The sequence below is a fragment of the Delftia sp. PX-1 genome (assembly GCF_055797465.1).
Genome location: NZ_CP184763.1, coordinates 3,891,981 through 3,909,082, shown reverse-complemented (window position 1 = coordinate 3,909,082; position 17,102 = coordinate 3,891,981). Strand labels below are relative to the sequence as shown.

Sequence of the window (17,102 nt, the reverse complement as noted above, 5' to 3'; positions counted from 1 at the left end):
CACGGCTCGCTGGGGGAAGGCGCGCGTGCATCCGGCCCGGCAAAGGCTTCAAGTCGCGGGTAAGCGGCCCGCTTATCCCTGCATTGCGGCGGCGGCGTCCCGGTAGTCTCCCTGCCAAACCGTGGACGGGCCCTGCGCCCGCACCATCCGCAAACTTACAGGGAAGAGAACATGAGCATCAGAACCGACAACCTGAATGTGCAAAGCCTGTTGGCCCGAGCCCAGTCCAGGCTCAACAGCAGCACCACGGCGCAGACGGCTTCGGACTCGGTCATCAAGAAGAGCGATGCGCAGGCCGGCGCCACGAAGACGGACAGCACCAAGACGGAGACCACCGAAGCGGAGAAAGTCCGCAAGCTGGCGCCTTCGCTGTCCAAGGCGCACGAGCGCATTGCGGCCCAGGCCCAGGCGGGCTCGACCTCGCTGTCGGCGCTGGGGCAGTTCAAGTCGTCCCTGGTGGATCTGGCCACGGCGGGCAAGGAGATGGCGGCCCTCACGGCGACCAGCACCCCCCAGTCGGTCCAAGGTGCGCTGGAAAAGCTGGTGGCGCGCTACAACGCCAGCGCGGCCAAGGGCAATGCCAGCGCGGCCGCCGGCTCCACCACCGATGTGGGTGCCACCCGCGCGCTGCGCGAGCTGCGTGCGGCCATCATGAGTGTCACGGGCAGCGCGACTTCGCCCAGCCTGGCCAGGATCGGCATCGTCCAGCGGCAGGACGGCACGCTGGCGGTGGACGCCAAGGCCCTGGAAAAGTCCATGGCCACAGATCCCGCAGGCGTGACCTCGGCCCTGGCCGGCATTGGCAAGGCGGTGGAAAACAGCGCCAACGATGCACTGTCCACGGGCAGCCGCCTGAGTTCGTCCATGGCAAGCCTGGGCGACCGGGTCAAGGCGCTGCAGCAGCAGCAAAGCGCCGTGGTGGCGACGGCCGAGAAGCTCGGCGATTCCCTGGTCGGCTCGGCCAACTGGAATCGCATGGTGCTGGACGCCTACCTCAAGAACTAGTTTTTGCCGCGTTTCCGTCCCGCATCCTGTTTCCCCATCATGAAAAATCTGCGCATAGGCCTTCGTCTCGGAGGCGGTTTCACCATTCTTTTGCTGATCATGCTGCTCATCAGTGTCACCAGCATCGTCAGCATGGGGCACATGGCCCGCTCGACCACGGAAATCACCGAGGTGGCCTTGGCCAAGGAGCGGATGATCAGCGACTGGTTCCGCAACATCCACTCGGGTTCGCGCCGCACCACGGCCATTGCCAAGAGCAGCGATCCCTCGCTGGCCACCTTCTTCGCCGAAGACGCAGCCGAGTCCTCGCGCCAGTCCAGCAAGCTGCAGGACCGCATCGAGCCGCTGCTGCAGACCCAGGAGGAAAAGGACATCTGGGTCGAGATCAAGAAGGCGCGCGCCGGCTATCTGGCGGGCCGCGACGTGGTGACCAAGGCCAAGGCCGAGGGCCGCGCCGAAGACGCCGAGCGCCTGTTCACCCAGCAATACCAGCCCGCCACGCAGCGCTATATCGACATGGTCCAGCGCCTGCTGGACATGCAGCGCGCGGCCATCGACAGCTCCGCCGCCGATGTGCTGGTGCGCTTCTCGGCCAGTCGAGCCGCCATCATCACGGTGGTCTCGCTGGCCTTTGTGCTGGGCGCGCTGGCCGCCTGGTGGATCACGCGCGGCATCACCAGGCCGCTGGCCGAGGCCCTGCGCGTGGCGCGCACCGTGGCCAACAACGACCTGACCAGCCGCATCACCGTCGATTCGCGCGATGAAACGGGCCAGTTGCTGCAGGCGCTGCGCCAGATGAACGACAACCTGGCCCAGGTCGTGGGGCAGGTGCGCTCGGGTGCCGACAGCATTGCCACGGCTTCGGGCGAGATCGACGCGGGCAACCAGGACCTGTCCTCGCGCACCGAGCAGCAGGCCAGCTCGCTGGAGCAGACGGCCGCTGCCATGGAGGAGCTGACCAGCACGGTCAAGCAGAACGCAGAGAACGCGCGCCAGGCCAATCAGCTGGCCGCTTCGGCGTCGCAGACAGCCGTGCAGGGCGGCAAGGTGGTGGCGGGCGTGGTGGACACCATGGGCGGCATCAGCGAGTCCAGCCGCAAGATTGCCGACATCATCGGCGTGATCGACTCCATTGCCTTCCAGACCAACATCCTGGCGCTGAACGCCGCCGTGGAAGCGGCGCGCGCCGGCGAGCAGGGCCGCGGCTTTGCCGTGGTGGCCGGTGAGGTGCGCGCGCTGGCGCAGCGCAGCGCCTCGGCGGCCAAGGACATCAAGGATCTGATTGCCGACTCGGTCTCCAAGGTGGAGGCGGGCACGCGCCAGGTGGCCGAGGCCGGACGCACCATGGACGGCATCGTGCAAAGCGTGCAGCAGGTCAGCGACCTGGTCGCCGAGATCACCGCCGCCAGCCAGGAGCAGAGCAGCGGCATCAACCAGGTGCACCAGGCGATTTCGCAGATGGACACGGTGACACAGCAGAATGCGGCGCTGGTCGAGGAAGCGGCCGCTGCAACCGGCTCGCTCAAATCCCAGGTGCACCAACTGGCCGCTGCAGTGAGCGTATTCCGTATCGAGGGCGTGGCGTCCGCTCGTCCGGCGGTGCCAGCCCCGGCCCCTGCCGGGCGTGCACAGCCTGCGGCAGCGCAGATGCGCGCTCCTGCCAGGCCGCTGGCCGCGCCTGCGGCGTCCCCGGGCGCACCCGCCGCCAAGCCTGCAGCCGCCAAGCTGCCGGCCTCCCGGCAGTCCGTGCCCGCCACTGGCAAGGACGATGGGGACTGGGCCTCGTTCTGAGCCCGGCCAGGTTACTTGGGGGCGCCCAGCTCGTACTTGGAGCCCTCTCCCTGGCCGTCGGTGATGGCGGCGGCCTGGCCGGCGGCCGGGTTCACGCCGCCTGCATCTTCCTTGTTGGTGGCGCCTGACCCGCTTGCCGGTTCAGACGCCCGGGCGGGCAGCGGCGCGGCAGCCGGCAACGGCTCATGCGGGTCGCCCTTGGCATGGGGCATGACCTGCTCGGCCGTGATCACGGGCTGGCCCAGCAGGGGCTTGTCCGGTGGCGGCTGGTTGAAGCGCGGCACTTCGGCCATGGGAAATCCCGCGCGCTGCGACGAGGTCTCGCCCGAGCAGGCGGCCAGCGTCAGCAAAGAGCTTGCGGCGACGCCCAGGGCCAGCCGTCTGGCAAGTGTCGTGGTATGCACAAATTCATGGGGCATGGTTGTTCTCCGGTGGTCTATCTTCCGGCCGACATGCTCCCACGCGCCCAGGGCTGGTGGCGTAGGTCCATGCCGGATTCCCGGTCGCCGACCACCGCAATCCTTGCTCAGGGCTGGCTGCCGCTGGCCTTCCACGATCCGTCGGGCTGCTTGCAGAACCAGAAGCGCCAGTTTTCCGAGGTCTTTTTCAGGCGCACATCGGCCGACAGCAGGCGGCAGCTTCCGGCCGTCCCGGTCTGCACGGTCTGCTGCGGCTGCAAGGCCAACGTCACGCGCTGGTTGGTTCGGTTCGGGCCGCTGGTCCATTCGGTCACGGAGCCGTCGGCGGCCTCGTTGAGCACCTTGGCCACGGCGGCCTTGGCATCGGGCAGGTCCCTGGCGGGAATGCGCGCGGCGATGGTGTCGTTGAGGAAGATCGAAGCCGCAGCGCTGGCGCTGGTGGACACCAGCGAAGCGGCAGCGGCCAGCGATGCGACGGTGATGGCAAAGGTTTTCATGCAATGGGTCCTGGAAAGTGGGCCGACGCCCGCAGCGGGGTGCCGGAAGGAGAGTATCGGGCCATGTTAACGGCTGCAATGGCGCCTGCGGGCGTCGCGCGCCGCCGAAACCAGCGCAAGCTGCGCCACAGTGCTGCCGAGGGCTGCGCAAAACGTTTACAGTCCTTGGCGGATTTCCCCGTCCCTTCCTGCCAGAAACTCCACTGCATGCCACGATCCTCCCGCAATCAGAGCACCCAGCGCTTTGCCATTCCATGGACACTTGTTGCCGGCTTTGGCGCGGCGGCACTGGCCACCCTGGTCATTGCCTTCGTCAATTTCAGGGCGTCTGAGACGCGAGGCCAGGCCGTGGTGGCCATGGACCGCACGACACTGGCCATGCGCCAGCTCAGCCAGCTCAATGCTTCGCTCAAGGACGCTGAGACCGGGCAGCGCGGTTTTCTGCTCACGGGCGACCCGGCCTACCTGCAGCCCTACCAGCAGGCACGCGATGTGCTGATGCAGCAGCTGGAGGCGCTCAAGGCGCGCACTTCCAATGACTCCGACCAGCACCGGCTGCTGGCGCAGATCGAGGAGATATCGGCCCAGAAGCTGCGCGAGCTGCAGGAGACCATAGACCTGCGCAAGTCCGGCGATCTGGACGCCGCCATGGCCCTGGTGCGCCTGGACGTGGGCAAGAACGCCATGGACCGGCTGCGCGAGCTGATCGACGACCTCTACACGCACCAGACAAGGGAGCTGGCCCAGCGTCGCCAGCTGTGGGTGGAGGCATCCACCACCTCGACCTACTATTCCTGGGGCGGCTCCCTCATCCTGCTGGGCCTGATCCTGGCATCGGCCGCGCTGACGGTGCGCGAGTACCGCGTCAAGGCGCGCCAGTCGTGGGTGACGTCCGGTCTTTCCGGCCTGGGGCAGCAGTTGCAGGGAGACCACCGGCTGGAAGACCTGGGCCAGAAGGCGCTGGAGTACCTGGCCAACTATTTGCGTGCCGATGTGGGCGCCGGCTATGTGGTGGACTGCGCCGATGGCGGGTTGCGCCTGTTCGGCGGCTATGCCCTGCCGCGCGAGCGACTGCAGCAAAAGCTGCTGCCCGGCGAGGGGCTGGCGGGCCAGGCGGCCGCGTCGCGCAAGCTGCTGCATGTCAGCGATGTGCCTGCCCAGCATTTGCAGATTTCCTCGGGCACCGGCCAGTCCAGCCCCTTGCAGCTGATGCTGGTGCCCGCCATGGAAAACGGCGAAGTGTTCGCCGTGATCGAACTGGGCTTTCTGCGCCCCGTGGGCGAAGCCGAGCGCAGCCTGCTGGAGCGCGCCTCCGAATCGCTGGCCGTGGCCATTCGCTCGGGCCTGGACCGTTCGCGCCTGGAGACCTTGCTGGAGGAAACGCGCCGCCAGTCGGAAGAGCTGCAAGCCCAGCAGGAAGAGCTGCGCGTGAGCAACGAGGAGCTGGAGCAGCAAAGCCGCATCCTGCAGGAGTCGCAGACCCAGATGGAGCACCAGCAGACCGAGCTGGAGCAGACCAATGCCCACCTGGAAGAGCAGACCCAGCAGCTGGAGTACCAGCGCGAGCAGTTGCTGCGCGCCCAGGGCGCGCTGACCGACAAGGCCCGCGAGCTGGAGCTGGCCAGCCAGTACAAGAGCGAGTTCCTGGCCAATATGAGCCACGAACTGCGCACGCCGCTGAACTCCACCCTGATCCTGGCCAAGCTGCTGGCCGACAACAGGCCGGGCAATCTGCAGGCCGAGCAGATCAAGTACGCGCAGACCATCCACGCCGCAGGCAGCGACCTGCTGGCGCTGATCAACGACATCCTGGACCTGTCCAAGATCGAGGCCGGCCAGGTCACCGTGGTCGCCGAGCCCGTGACCATTGCCACGGCGCTGCAGACGCTGATGGAGCCGCTGCGCCCGATTGCCCGCGAAAAGGGCCTGGAGCTGTCCTGGACCGTGGACCCGGGCGTGCCCGCCACCATGCAGACCGATCCCATGCGGCTGGCCCAGGTGCTCAAGAACCTGTTGTCCAACGCGCTCAAGTTCACGGCCAAGGGCTCGGTGGGCCTGCAGGTGTCCTGCGCGCCCCAGGGCATGCTGTCTTTCGCGGTGCGCGATACCGGCATCGGCATTGCCGAGCAGCAGCAGCAATTCATCTTCGATGCCTTCCGCCAGGCCGATGGCAGCACGCACCGCAAGTTCGGCGGCACGGGCCTGGGCCTGTCGATATCGCGTGATCTGGCGGGGCTGCTGGGCGGCACGCTGACCGTCTCCAGCACGCCTGGCCAGGGCAGCGTTTTCACACTGACCGTGCCCGTGAGCCTGGAGTCGGCCGAGTCCGGCCCGGCCACGGCCACGACTGCCGCACCGCAGCCTCAGCCGCAGGGGCTGCGAGAGGCCTTGGCAGCGTCGTCCGTGCCCGTGCTCGCAACGGCCAACGTTGCGCCCGCCGCACCTGCGTTCGCGCCGCCCATGTCGCCTGCCATGGCACCTGCCGCGTCGGCGGCAACGGACGCCCTGCGCAAGAGGGGTCAGAGCGGGCGCCGCATCCTCGTGATCGAGGATGACCTGCGCTTCGCGGACATCCTGTCGGAGCTGGCACGCGAGATGGATTTCGAGTGCGACGTGGCCAATACGGCGTCCGACGGCCTGTCCATGGCGGCCGACAGTCAGCCCAACGCCATCGTGCTCGATATCAACCTGCCCGATTTCTCGGGCCTGGGCGTGCTGGACCAGCTCAAGCGCAACCCGGCCACGCGTCACATTCCCGTGCACGTGGTCTCGGTCGCGGACTATTCGCAGGAAGCCATGGGGCGGGGTGCCGTCGGCTACGCGCTCAAGCCCGTCAAGCGCGAGGAACTGGTCCACGCCCTGCAGCGGCTGGAGGCCAAGTTCACCCAGGACCTGCGCCGCGTGCTGGTGGTGGAGGATGACGAGCGCCAGCGCGAGAGCGTGCGCCACCTGCTCAGCCGCAGCGATGTGGACATCGTCTGCGCGGGCACGGCGGCGGCCGCGCTGGATCATCTGCGCGGCTCCACATTCGACTGCATGGTGATGGACCTGAACCTGCCTGACATCAGCGGCTACGAGCTGCTGCAGCGCATGACGGACCAGGACGATGTTTCCTTCCCGCCTGTCATCGTCTACACGGGCCGGGCGCTGTCGCGCGATGAAGAGCAGCAGCTGCGGCGCTTTTCCAAGTCCATCATCATCAAGGACGCGCGCTCGCCCGAGCGCCTGCTCGACGAGGTCACGCTGTTCCTGCACCAGGTGGAGTCGGAGCTGTCGGCCGAGCACCGCCAGATGCTGCAGGTCGCGCGCAGCCGCGAGTCTGCGCTGGAAGGGCGCACGGTGCTGGTGGTGGAAGACGATGTGCGCAACGTGTTTGCGCTGTCCAGCATCCTGGAGCCCACGGGCATCCGCGTGGAGATCGCGCGCAACGGGCGCGAGGCGCTGGAGGCGCTGGAGTCTCGCGGCGCGGCGCAGGCCGGTATCGACCTGGTGCTGATGGACATCATGATGCCCGAGATGGATGGCTACACCGCCATGCGCGAGATCCGCAACCGGCCGCAATGGCGCCGCCTGCCCATCATCGCCCTGACCGCCAAGGCCATGAAGGACGACCAGGAGAAATGCCTGGCCGCCGGTGCCAACGACTACATCGCCAAACCGCTGGACGTGGAAAAGCTGCTGTCGCTGGTGCGGGTGTGGATGCCCAAGTAGCAAGGAGGACGCGATGCCTCAGCTGAAAAATAGCCCCCACGCTCCCCTTGCTGCGCAAGGTCCGCTGCCCCCCGAGGGGGCCGCTTTTCATCTTGGGGCGGCCCGGCGATGAAAAAAGCCCGCACCGCCGACATCGAGCAGCGCCTGCTGATCGACGCCATCTACCACCGCTACCACTACGACTTCCGGGGCTATGCCCAGGCCTCGCTCAAGCGGCGCCTGCAGACGGCCCTGGTGCAGTTCGGCTGCCAGACGCTGTCGCAGCTGCAGGACCGCGTATTGCATGATGCAAGCGTGTTCCCGGCGCTGCTGGAATACCTCACGGTCCAGGTCAGCGACATGTTCCGCGACCCGAGCTATTTCCGGGCGCTGCGCACCGAGGTGGTGCCGCTGCTGCGCACCTATCCCTCGCTCAAGGTCTGGGTGGCCGGCTGCAGCGCGGGCGAGGAGGTGTATTCGCTGGCCATCCTGCTGGAGGAGGAGGGCCTGCTGGACCGCACCCTGATCTATGCCACCGACATCAATCCGCATGCGCTGCGCGCGGCCGAGCAGGGCGTGTTCGACATGTCGCGCGTGGCGGCCTTCACCGACAACCATGCGCGCTCGGGCGGGCACAGCTCGCTGTCGCACTACTACACGGCGCGCTACGGCCGCGTGGTCTTCGACAAGGGGCTGCGCGAGCACATGGTGTTCTCCGACCACAGCCTGGCCACCGACAGCGTGTTCGCCGAAATGCACCTGGTGTCTTGCCGCAACGTGCTGATCTATTTCGAGCGCGAGCTGCAGGACCGGGCGCTGGGCCTGTTCCGCGATGCGCTGTGCCATCGCGGATTCCTGGGGCTGGGCTCCAAGGAGTCGCTGCGGTTTTCAGGGCATTCGGAGGCCTTCGAGGACTTCGTGCTCGAGGACCGCATCTACCGCAAGAAGGCCGGGCTGTGATGCCCGTGACCACGAACACACCCGCCTCCGACGCCGCCACAGCCTACGAGGCCATCGTGATCGGCGGCTCGGCCGGCGCGCTCGATGCGCTATCGGTGGTGCTGCCCGCGCTGCCGGCCAGCCTGCGCGCCTCGGTGCTGGTGGTGCTGCACCTGCCGCGCGATCGCCGCAGCCTGCTGGGCCAGCTCTTCGGCCCGCGCTGCGCCGTGCCGGTGCGCGAGGTGCAGGACCAGCAATGGATCGAGCCTGGGTGCCTGTACTTCGCCCCGGCCGACTATCACCTGCTGGTGGACAGCGGCCCCCGGCTGGCGCTGTCGCTGGATGCGCCCTGGCATTTTTCGCGGCCCTCCATCGACGTGCTGTTCGAGTCCGCTGCGGATTGCTATGGCGAGCGGCTGCTGGCGGTGCTGCTGTCCGGCGCCAATGACGACGGCGCGCAGGGCATGGCCAGCGTGCACGCCGCCGGTGGCCTGGCCGTGGTGCAGGCGCCCGAAGGCGCCCGCATGCCCACCATGCCGCTGGCGGCGCTGGCCCGCGTGCCGCAGGCCCAGGCGCTGGCGCCCGAAGGCATTGCCTCCCTCATTGCATCGCTGCACCGCCAGGGAAGGCTTTGAATGTCCAGCCGGCACGCCCCCACAAGACTAAATACCGAGAGAGAATCCATGCCCCATACAGATCGCGTCAAATGCTTGATCGTCGATGACATCGCCGAGAACCTGATCGCCATCGAGGCGCTGCTGCAACGCGACGGCATCGAATTCCTCAAGGCCCAGTCCGGCCCCGAGGCGCTGGAGCTGCTGCTCAACCACAGCGACGTGGCCCTGGCCCTGCTGGATGTGCAGATGCCCGAGATGAACGGTTTCGAGCTGGCCGAGCTGATCCGCGGCAGCGAGCGCACGCGCCATATCCCGCTCATCTTCATGACGGCCGGCTCGCGCGAGCACAACTGGCAGTTCCGTGGCTATGAGAGCGGCGCCGTGGACTTCCTGTACAAGCCCATCGATCCCCACATGCTGACCACCAAGGCCAATGTGTTCTTCGAGCTGCACCAGCGCAAGCAGGCACTGGCCCATCAGCTGCAGGAACGCACCGAGGCGCTGCGCATCAACGAGATGTTCATGGCCGTGCTCAGCCACGACCTGCGCACGCCGCTGCAATCCATCAAGGCCGCCGCCACGTTGCTCACGCGCCAGCCCGATACAGGCAAGGTGGCCAGCATGGCCGAGCGCATGCTCAGCAGCAGCCAGCGCATGTCGCGCATGATCGAGGACCTGCTGGACGTCACCCGCATCCGCCAGGCGGAAGGCCTGCCGCTGTCACCGCGGCCTACCAGCTTGCAAGCGCTGCTGCAGCGCACGCTGCAGGAAGTGGAGACGGGTTTTCCGCAGCGGCGCCTGGACAGCGAGATGCTGGGCAATCTCGATGGCACCTGGGATGGCGAACGCCTGTGCCAGGTGCTCACCAATCTGGTGGGCAACGCCATGCACCATGGCGATCCGGCGCAGCCTGTGCAGGTGACGGCCGATGGCAGGCAGGACCATTGCGTGGTCATCACGGTGCGCAACGGCGGCACCATTCCTGCGGAGCTGATGCCCACTCTGTTCAACCCGTTTCGCGGAGGAGAGCGCAAGCCGGGCCAGCACCAGGGCCTGGGCCTGGGGCTTTTCATCGCGCACCAGATCGTGCGTTCGCACAACGGGCGCATCGATGTGCACTCCGCCGATGGCGTGACCAGCTTCAGGGTGGAGTTGCCGCGCGAGATGGCAGCGGGAGGCTCCAAGGCCGTGCTGTGACGGCGGGAGCCGATGGGCCGGCAGGCCGGTCTCGGGAAAATGGGCTCAGTGGACGGGCCTGGTGTGCAGCGCTTCCTGTATGGAGTCCAGCAGCGTTTCCAGGTCCTCGATCTCGAAGGGCTTGAGCAAGGTCCGCACCTGGGGACCCCAGGCGGCCGGGTAGGGCCCCAGATCGTAGCCGGAGCACAGGATGATCCAGCGCTGCGCATCGGCCTGCAGCAGCTGCCGCGCCAGATCGGTGCCGGACAGGCCCGGCAGACTGACATCGGAGACCACCACGTCGAAAGGCTGGCCCGCATCCAGTTCCAGGGCCTGCTCGGCAGTGGCGCAACTGGTCACGAAACGGGATTCGCTCTCCATCAGCAGGCCAATGGTTTCTCGCAGGTCGGCATTGTCTTCAACGTACAGGATTCGCATATCTCTTTGTTGCAGTGCGTCATGCTGCTATCAAAAAGGCAGCATGGACGAGGGCTGATCATCCACACCCGCCGCCCTCCATCACGTAGGACAGCATGCAAACTTGGTCGACGGTTGCCTTCTGTGCGTGCCAGGCGATGGATTGTGCAATACAAAGGCAAGTCCCACGAACGGCCTGTGCGATCTCAAGTCTGGGCAGTGGGCAGGGGATCCAGCACATGCCTTTGCACGGGCAGGAATTCACCGGCCTGCCGCGAATAGTCCCAGCGCGTGAGCTGCCGGCGCCAGTCCTGGCCTGTGGCGCCATCCCGATGCTCCAGGGTGAACAGGCTGTTGGGCGCATGGGCGCGCAGCCGCACCGAGACCGCGGTGCCCGCCTGCGCTGCCCACAGCCCGGGCAGGGGCTGGACCAGGCCGGGGTCATGCCCATGGCCCGAGAGCACCAGTTGCGCTCCGGCATCGCGCCAGCGGGCCAGGGCCTGCGCGGCGCGGTGAGGACGGTGGCTGCGGTCCTCTTCGTGGGCCGCAGCCAGCGGGTGGTGGCTGACGACGATGCGCCAGTCGGCGGGGCTGGCCTGCTCCAGGCGCTGCGCCACGTGCAGGATCTGCCCGGCCGACAGGCTGCCGCGCTGGTGGCGCCACCAGCGTGTGGTGTCCACGCCGATCACGCAAAAGCCTGGCACGGCGCACCAGGGCTGCAGTTCGGAATCGATCCAGCGCACATAGCGGTCGTGGGCGTGGCCACCCAGCCGTTCCCACCAGGCGAGCAGCGGCAGGTCGTGGTTGCCGGGCACCACCAGTCGCCGGGGCACGGAAAGGCTGTCGAGAAACTCCCGCGCCTGGGCAAATTGCGCGGCCGTGGCGCGCTGGGTCAGGTCGCCGGAGACCACCAGCAGCGTTACCGGCAGCCGGGCCGCCAGTCTGGCCACGGCGGCGCACACGGCCTGATCGTGGGCGCCGAAATGCAGGTCCGACAAATGCATGAGCAAGGCCATGGGCGCTCCTTGTTCCTCACTCGGCGGTCAGGAGGAGGCGGGCTCTGCCGGGGCAGGCACCACCAGCCACAGCGGCTTCTCGCCCAGGCGAAAGCGGATGGGCGGCGCCATCCATTCGCGTTCGCCATCGAAGGCCACCTTCATGCGGCGAGGACGTCGTCCTGCAGGCTCCGCCACCAGCTCGGTACAGGCCAGGCTGGCGACGGCATCGTCCTGGGCCAGCCGTCCCATTACCGCATTCCAGACCAAGCGCGCCGGGGCCTCGCTGGCCTGGGGCAGCAGCAGCACGGCGGCCAGATGCCGGCCATCGGCCACGGCGCGGGCCTCGTCAATCCCCACGCGCTCCAGCTGCAGTGGGTTGTTGCCGACGAACAGGGTGGTGGCCAGGTGCTCCTGCTGCTGCAACGGCGCATCCCGGTCGGGGCGCAGGGCCACGCGCCAGCGGCGCACGCTGCCGCCGCGCAGGATGCTCCAGATGGAGGCGGCAATGGCCACCAGCCGGGTGCGGCCGAAGCGGGTGGACGCGCGTTCGCGTTCGTCGAGCAGGCGGGGGTACAGGCCCAGGCTGGCGTTCACCAGGAAAAGCCGTTCGTTGACCAGGCCCACGTTCACGGCCCGCATCTGGCCGGCCTGCAGCGCCTGGAGAATGTCCTGCACGGCCTGGGCGGGCTCCAGTGACAGCGCCTGCTCGCGGGCGAAGTAGTTGAAGGTGCCCAGCGGCACCACGCCCATGGGCACGCCACGTGACCAGGCAGCCGAGGCCACGGCATTGATGGTGCCGTCACCGCCGGCGGCCACGACCAGGCCGCCGTCCCTGCGTGCACTGTCCACGGCGCTGGCGGCCAACTGCACGATGTCGGCCCTTGCGCCCGGCACATGCCAATGCACGCTGCGCTGCTGCAGCGCCGGCACGCCGGTCAGGCGGGCGCGCAGCTGCTCCAGGTCGGCGCCGGGGCGCAGCGGCACGATCAGGTGGATGGGGCCGGCGGGATCAAGCCTGGGCGGCTGGTTGTCGCAAGATGAGGGCGTCATGGAAGGAAGCGGGCTGGAACAGGCGCCGATTGTTCCGTGGATGGCACCTGCCGGTGCACCGGATCATGCAAGCGGTGCGCGTCAGCCAAAGCCGACAGTCTGCGGGCTGCTGACTGTACCGGCTCACTCGCGCCAGGGGGCGCGGTAGTCCAGCATCTGCGCCAGCGGCACGGGCCGCTCGAACAGATAGCCCTGCGCATGCTCGCAGCCGAGCTCGTGCAGCAGCTGCGCCTGGGCCTGTTCTTCCACACCTTCGGCGACCACCTTGACGCCAAAGCCCTGGGCAATGCGCAGCACGGCGGTCACGATGGCCTTGTCGGACTCGGAAACCGGCAGCTGGCCCACAAAGCTCTGGTCGATCTTGATGCAGTCAAAGCGCAGGCGGCTCAGGTAGGCCAGGGACGAGTAGCCGGTGCCGAAGTCGTCGATGGCGATCTTCACGCCCAGCGCGCGGATGGCGGCAATGCGCTGCAGCGTGGCGTCGCTGTCGTCCAGCAGCATGGACTCCGTCAGCTCCAGGGTCAGCACCCGGGCGGGCAGGCCGCTGGTGGCCAGCGCCTGCTCCAGCGTGCAGGCGAAGTCGGACTGAATCAGCTCGCGTGCCGACATGTTGACGTGCAGCTCGAAGTCGGCCGGCAGGTGTGCAAGGTGCAGGGCAATATCGTGCGCCGCCGTGCGCAGCACCCATTCGCCGACGCTCAGGATCAGGTCCGACTCCTCGGCCACCGGGATGAACACGCCCGGCGGCACCCTGCCGCGCGTCGGGCTTTCCCAGCGCACCAGGGCCTCGGCACCCACCATGCGGCCCGTGGCCAGATCCACCACGGGCTGGTAGAAAACGCGCAGTTCGTTGCGCTCCAGCGCCTGGCGCAATTCCATGGCCAATTGGGTGCGGCCCAGCATTTTCTGCGCCAGGCTGGGCTCGAACAGCAGGAAGGGGTGCGAGCCGCGCTGCGCCTCACCCAGCGCAATGCTGGCGTTGCGCAGCCACTCGGGCAGCGCGCCCGGCAGCAGCTCGCCGCTGACGGCGCCCGCGCAGGCGCGCAGCACGATGTCGTCCTTGCCCACGGAAAATGGCTGGTCGAAGATCTCCAGCAGATGGCGGCATTTGTCCTGTACCTGCAGCGGCGTGCAGTCGTGCAGCCACAGCACGGCGAATTCATTGCTGGCCGTGCGCGCCAGCAGGGCCGGAAATTGCAGATGGTGGTTGAGCAGCCGCTCGGCCACGGCCCGCAGCAACTGCTCGCCCGTGCCATGGCCCACATCGTCGCGCACGCTGCGGAAGTTCTGCAGCTCCAGCAGGCACAGCGCGGCAGGGACGGGCGCGCCGGCGTTGGCGGCCGCGTCGGCCTGCTCGATCAGGCCGGCGCGCGTGAGCAGCTGCGTCAGGCTGTCGTACTGCAGCAGGGTGCGCATGTGCTCGAAGGATTCCTGCAGCCGCTGCGCCATGTTGTGGAATGCCGAGACCAGGGACGAGGTTTCCACCACGGACGTGTCCGGCAGCGCCTTCACCGCGCTCCAGTCACCCTGGGCCAGGCGGTTGGCCGCGTCGGCCGTCACGGCCAGGGGGCGCAGCGCCCTGCGCAGGCACCACAGGCCCAGCGCCAGCCCCAGCAAGGCCAGGCCGAAAGCCAGGAAAAGGGTCTGGCGGCTGTCCTCCCGCATGCTGCTGACCAGATCGGACTCGGGCTGCAGCACCAGGATCCGCCAGTCGATGCCGCGCACATCGTGGAAGGGGGTGACCTGCCCGTGGTAGATCTGGCCCTGCTCCGTGAAGCTCAGGTTGATGACACGGTCAGGGCCTGTCCCGGCTGGCGTCGAGCCCTCGCGCGCATGCCCGGGCAGATGCTCGGGAAGCCGGGCTGCCAGCGAGCGCAGCGCCAGGTCGGGGCTTTCGGACAGGCGCAGGCGCACGGGCGGGTCATAGGGGCCTTCGCGGCGTTTCAGCACCGACAGCTCGGAGGAGTGCGCCACCATGTAGCCCTGCGCATCGACCACGGCGATATGGCCATTGCCGCGCAGGGGCTCGTCGCGCAGAAAGCGGTTCATGCTGCTCAGCCGCACATCGGCGGCCAGCACGCCGGCCAACTGGCCGGACACACGCACCGCAGTGGCTGCGGAAATCGTGGCATCACCCCGGTCCCCCGTCACCGTGTAGATGGGCGACCAGTGCGGGCCGTCTTCGCGAATGGCGGGCTGGTACCAGGGACGCACGCGGGGGTCGTAGCCGGCAAGGCTGGACATGGGCGGGCCCGGCTGCAGTCCCTCGAAAATCTGCAAGGTTCCCTGAGTGCTGCGGTCCTGAAGAATCAGGCGGTAGTGGCCATCGGGCTCCAGCCGCACCCCCGTGTATTCGCCTTGCACGCCTCCAAAGCTCAACAGGCTGATCTGGTGGTGCTGGGCATAGAGCTCGGTGAATGAGCGTGTCAGATAGCCATAGATGGGCCGCAGGTCTCCGGGGGTGTAAAGCGCCTGCCGAGCCACGGTCTCGGCCAGGGCCTGCTGCACGCGCAGCGGAGTCTCCAGATAGTCGGCCAATTGGTGGCGCGTGGTGGTGGACAGGGAGTCGAGCAGCCGCAGACTTTCGCGATTGATGAGCTGGTCCACCTGGCGCTGCTGCCAAGCCGCCAATAGCCCGGCCGTGACCACAAACACCGCAATGAAGGGGGCCGTGACTGCCGTGCGAAGTGAGAGCCGAAAGGCGGGCATGCAGAGGTTTCCGTAGCGTGCGCCGGGCAGCCAAGGGCCGGGTCTGCCTGCGACAGCGGCCATTGTGCAGTGCCTCGGCAGACTTTCGCGGCAGCGGTCGCCCCCTGTGCAGGAGCTCTCCCGTGTGTGATAGGAAAAATTGTCGATAAATGATTTTCAGTAGAAAAAATGAATAATGAACGGTCATTTGCAGCAACGCAAAGGCATGGTCAGTGCGTCTGCAATGCCTTCCATTGCGGCACTCCTTTTACATATCCGTTTACAAATTGATCTTCATTACATGTAGACATCACATGTAATGGTCGCTATGGTATCCGCATGGAACAAAAGACATCAGCCCACTACCAGCGTCTGCACCGGCAACGGCTGCGCGAGCAGGGGCTGGTGAAAAAGGAGGTCTGGATTCTTCCAGAGTACGGTGCTGCATTGCAGCAATTGGAAAAGCAAATGCGCGTGTCCGGCTTGCAACCGGATTCAATGGTTCTCATCCACAAGGAGGGCAGCATGGACAACAGCAGACAGGCATATCGGGATATTCACGCCTTGGCGGGCGATCTGCAGCAATCAACGCTGGTGCAGGGCGGCCGGCTCCATATCGAGGTGCTTGAAGGCGCGGACGCCAGTCTGCTCATCAGCCTGCCCGAATTCGGCGATCTGCCGGTCCACGTGGCCCTGTCGGGCGACCAGCTCGTGGTGGAGGCCTTTCTCTGGCCCGCCGACCAGGTGCACGACCGCGCCGGCCTCAACGAGCAGATGCTGCGCCTGCAAAAGCTGTTTCCCTTCACCACCATGGCGCTGGAACCCCAGGCCCATGGCGGCGAGGGCTATGTGATGTTCGCCGCCCTGCATGCCAGCAGCAGCGAGGGCGACATCATTGCCGAAATCCTCACCCTGGCCGACAGCGTCATCCAGGCCACCGAGGCGCTGGCCCACTATCTGACCCCTGCGCCGGTGCCCGCGCCAGTGCAGGCCTGAAGCCTGCCCGTTGAAGACACTGAGCCCCAAGGAGATCATCATGACCATCTGGAACAAGCTGGTGACCGCGTTGCGCGGCGCAGCGCACGAGGCCGGCGAGGCGGTGACAGACAGCCAGGCCCTGCGCATCCTGGACCAGGAAATCCGCGATGCCGACAGCGACCTGAACAAGTCCAAGGAAGCGCTGGCCGACATCATGGCCAAGCAAAAGCTGGCGGCCGGCAAGCTCAAGCAGACCCAGGAACGCATTGCCGAGTACGAGGGCTATGCCGTCAAGGCGCTGGACACCAGTGACGAGGCGCTGGCGCTGGAAGTGGCCGGCAAGGTCTCCGTGCTGGAGACGCAGCGCGACGAGGAGCAATCCCAACTGGATGCCTACACGCAAAGCGTGGAGCAGCTGCGCGTGGCCATACAGACGGCGCAAACGCATATCAAGCGCCTCAAGCAGCAGGCCGACACCGTCAAGGCCACGGAAAGCGTGCAGCGCGCCCAGGCCACGGTGGCCGGCCGCTACGCAGGCTCGCAGACGCGCGTGCAAAGCGCGCTGGATTCTCTGGAGCGCATCAAGCAAAAGCAGGCCGAGCGCGGTGCGCGCATGGAAAGCGCGGCCGAGCTGGCGCGCGACAGCAGCGAAGACGCGCTGGATGCCAAGCTGCGTGCCGCCGGCATCACGCCCCAGGCGGGCAATGCGCAATCGGTGCTGGAACGCCTGAAGGCGCAGCGCGCAGCCGCTGGCGGAAAAAGCGCTTGATGCGCGGCCGTGGTCCGGGCAGGCCGCTTCGTGCCCGCCGTCCTGGCTGCCGGGTTTGAAGGGAGGAG

At 67.3% G+C, this 17,102-nt stretch carries 14 protein-coding genes; 8 read left to right on the top strand and 6 right to left on the bottom strand.

Going from position 1 to position 17,102, the window contains the following annotated elements:
• The first annotated feature begins 171 nt into the window (after positions 1–171).
• Positions 172–1,005: a flagellar filament capping protein FliD gene (gene fliD, locus ACN20X_RS17920; RefSeq protein ID WP_016446975.1), complete on the top strand. Its 834-nt coding sequence runs from the start codon at positions 172–174 to the stop codon at positions 1,003–1,005.
• Between the two features lie 39 nt (positions 1,006–1,044).
• Positions 1,045–2,796 (top strand): methyl-accepting chemotaxis protein, encoded by a 1,752-nt coding sequence (locus ACN20X_RS17915; RefSeq protein ID WP_016453386.1) that lies wholly within the window; start codon positions 1,045–1,047, stop codon positions 2,794–2,796.
• Between the two features lie 11 nt (positions 2,797–2,807).
• On the opposite strand, the gene ACN20X_RS17910 is transcribed toward ACN20X_RS17915, so the two are convergent.
• On the bottom strand, positions 2,808–3,215 hold the full coding sequence (locus ACN20X_RS17910) for a hypothetical protein (RefSeq protein ID WP_016446973.1): 408 nt from the start codon (positions 3,213–3,215) through the stop codon (positions 2,808–2,810).
• 107 nt (positions 3,216–3,322) lie between these two features.
• Positions 3,323–3,712 (bottom strand): hypothetical protein, encoded by a 390-nt coding sequence (locus ACN20X_RS17905; RefSeq protein WP_016446972.1) that lies wholly within the window; start codon positions 3,710–3,712, stop codon positions 3,323–3,325.
• Positions 3,713–3,919: 207 nt separating this feature from the next.
• Here ACN20X_RS17905 and ACN20X_RS17900 point away from each other — a divergent pair, with 207 nt between their 5' ends.
• The 4 genes from ACN20X_RS17900 to ACN20X_RS17885 all read left to right on the top strand — a co-directional run bounded on the left by ACN20X_RS17900 (position 3,920) and on the right by ACN20X_RS17885 (position 10,155).
• Positions 3,920–7,423, top strand: coding sequence for a response regulator (locus ACN20X_RS17900; RefSeq protein WP_046987723.1), 3,504 nt, complete (start codon positions 3,920–3,922; stop codon positions 7,421–7,423).
• 108 nt (positions 7,424–7,531) lie between these two features.
• A complete protein-coding gene (locus ACN20X_RS17895) occupies positions 7,532–8,362 on the top strand; it encodes a CheR family methyltransferase (RefSeq protein WP_016446970.1) in 831 nt (276 codons plus the stop codon).
• Positions 8,362–8,976, top strand: coding sequence for a chemotaxis protein CheB (locus ACN20X_RS17890; RefSeq protein ID WP_046987722.1), 615 nt, complete (start codon positions 8,362–8,364; stop codon positions 8,974–8,976). The genes ACN20X_RS17895 and ACN20X_RS17890 overlap by 1 nt, the downstream gene beginning before the upstream one ends.
• 48 nt (positions 8,977–9,024) lie before the next feature.
• A complete protein-coding gene (locus ACN20X_RS17885; protein ID WP_016446968.1) occupies positions 9,025–10,155 on the top strand; it encodes a hybrid sensor histidine kinase/response regulator in 1,131 nt (376 codons plus the stop codon).
• Positions 10,156–10,200: 45 nt separating this feature from the next.
• Here the strand turns inward: ACN20X_RS17885 and ACN20X_RS17880 are convergent, their stop codons facing one another.
• From ACN20X_RS17880 to ACN20X_RS17865, 4 genes are all read right to left on the bottom strand, one after another.
• Positions 10,201–10,572 (bottom strand): response regulator, encoded by a 372-nt coding sequence (locus ACN20X_RS17880; protein ID WP_016446967.1) that lies wholly within the window; start codon positions 10,570–10,572, stop codon positions 10,201–10,203.
• A gap of 185 nt (positions 10,573–10,757) precedes the next feature.
• A complete protein-coding gene (locus ACN20X_RS17875; RefSeq protein ID WP_016446966.1) occupies positions 10,758–11,567 on the bottom strand; it encodes a metallophosphoesterase family protein in 810 nt (269 codons plus the stop codon).
• Between the two features lie 27 nt (positions 11,568–11,594).
• Positions 11,595–12,599: a diacylglycerol/lipid kinase family protein gene (locus ACN20X_RS17870; RefSeq protein WP_473209691.1), complete on the bottom strand. Its 1,005-nt coding sequence runs from the start codon at positions 12,597–12,599 to the stop codon at positions 11,595–11,597.
• A gap of 123 nt (positions 12,600–12,722) precedes the next feature.
• Positions 12,723–15,308 carry a bifunctional diguanylate cyclase/phosphodiesterase gene (locus ACN20X_RS17865; RefSeq protein WP_473209690.1) on the bottom strand — a complete coding sequence of 862 codons (2,586 nt, stop codon included), beginning with the start codon at positions 15,306–15,308 and terminating at the stop codon, positions 12,723–12,725.
• Positions 15,309–15,812: 504 nt separating this feature from the next.
• Between ACN20X_RS17865 and ACN20X_RS17860 the strand changes: the two genes are divergently transcribed.
• On the top strand, positions 15,813–16,283 hold the full coding sequence (locus ACN20X_RS17860; RefSeq protein WP_223275219.1) for a YjfI family protein: 471 nt from the start codon (positions 15,813–15,815) through the stop codon (positions 16,281–16,283).
• Positions 16,284–16,323: 40 nt separating this feature from the next.
• A complete protein-coding gene (locus ACN20X_RS17855; protein WP_016446962.1) occupies positions 16,324–17,034 on the top strand; it encodes a PspA/IM30 family protein in 711 nt (236 codons plus the stop codon).
• Positions 17,035–17,102 lie beyond the last annotated feature (68 nt).

Coding starts and splice junctions, on each gene's coding strand:
- fliD (WP_016446975.1), top strand. CDS start 172: ATGAGCATCAGAACCGACAACCTGAATGTGCAAAGCCTGTTGGCCCGA.
- ACN20X_RS17915 (WP_016453386.1), top strand. CDS start 1,045: ATGAAAAATCTGCGCATAGGCCTTCGTCTCGGAGGCGGTTTCACCATT.
- ACN20X_RS17910 (WP_016446973.1), bottom strand. CDS start 3,215: ATGCCCCATGAATTTGTGCATACCACGACACTTGCCAGACGGCTGGCC.
- ACN20X_RS17905 (WP_016446972.1), bottom strand. CDS start 3,712: ATGAAAACCTTTGCCATCACCGTCGCATCGCTGGCCGCTGCCGCTTCG.
- ACN20X_RS17900 (WP_046987723.1), top strand. CDS start 3,920: ATGCCACGATCCTCCCGCAATCAGAGCACCCAGCGCTTTGCCATTCCA.
- ACN20X_RS17895 (WP_016446970.1), top strand. CDS start 7,532: ATGAAAAAAGCCCGCACCGCCGACATCGAGCAGCGCCTGCTGATCGAC.
- ACN20X_RS17890 (WP_046987722.1), top strand. CDS start 8,362: ATGCCCGTGACCACGAACACACCCGCCTCCGACGCCGCCACAGCCTAC.
- ACN20X_RS17885 (WP_016446968.1), top strand. CDS start 9,025: ATGCCCCATACAGATCGCGTCAAATGCTTGATCGTCGATGACATCGCC.
- ACN20X_RS17880 (WP_016446967.1), bottom strand. CDS start 10,572: ATGCGAATCCTGTACGTTGAAGACAATGCCGACCTGCGAGAAACCATT.
- ACN20X_RS17875 (WP_016446966.1), bottom strand. CDS start 11,567: ATGGCCTTGCTCATGCATTTGTCGGACCTGCATTTCGGCGCCCACGAT.
- ACN20X_RS17870 (WP_473209691.1), bottom strand. CDS start 12,599: ATGACGCCCTCATCTTGCGACAACCAGCCGCCCAGGCTTGATCCCGCC.
- ACN20X_RS17865 (WP_473209690.1), bottom strand. CDS start 15,308: ATGCCCGCCTTTCGGCTCTCACTTCGCACGGCAGTCACGGCCCCCTTC.
- ACN20X_RS17860 (WP_223275219.1), top strand. CDS start 15,813: ATGGACAACAGCAGACAGGCATATCGGGATATTCACGCCTTGGCGGGC.
- ACN20X_RS17855 (WP_016446962.1), top strand. CDS start 16,324: ATGACCATCTGGAACAAGCTGGTGACCGCGTTGCGCGGCGCAGCGCAC.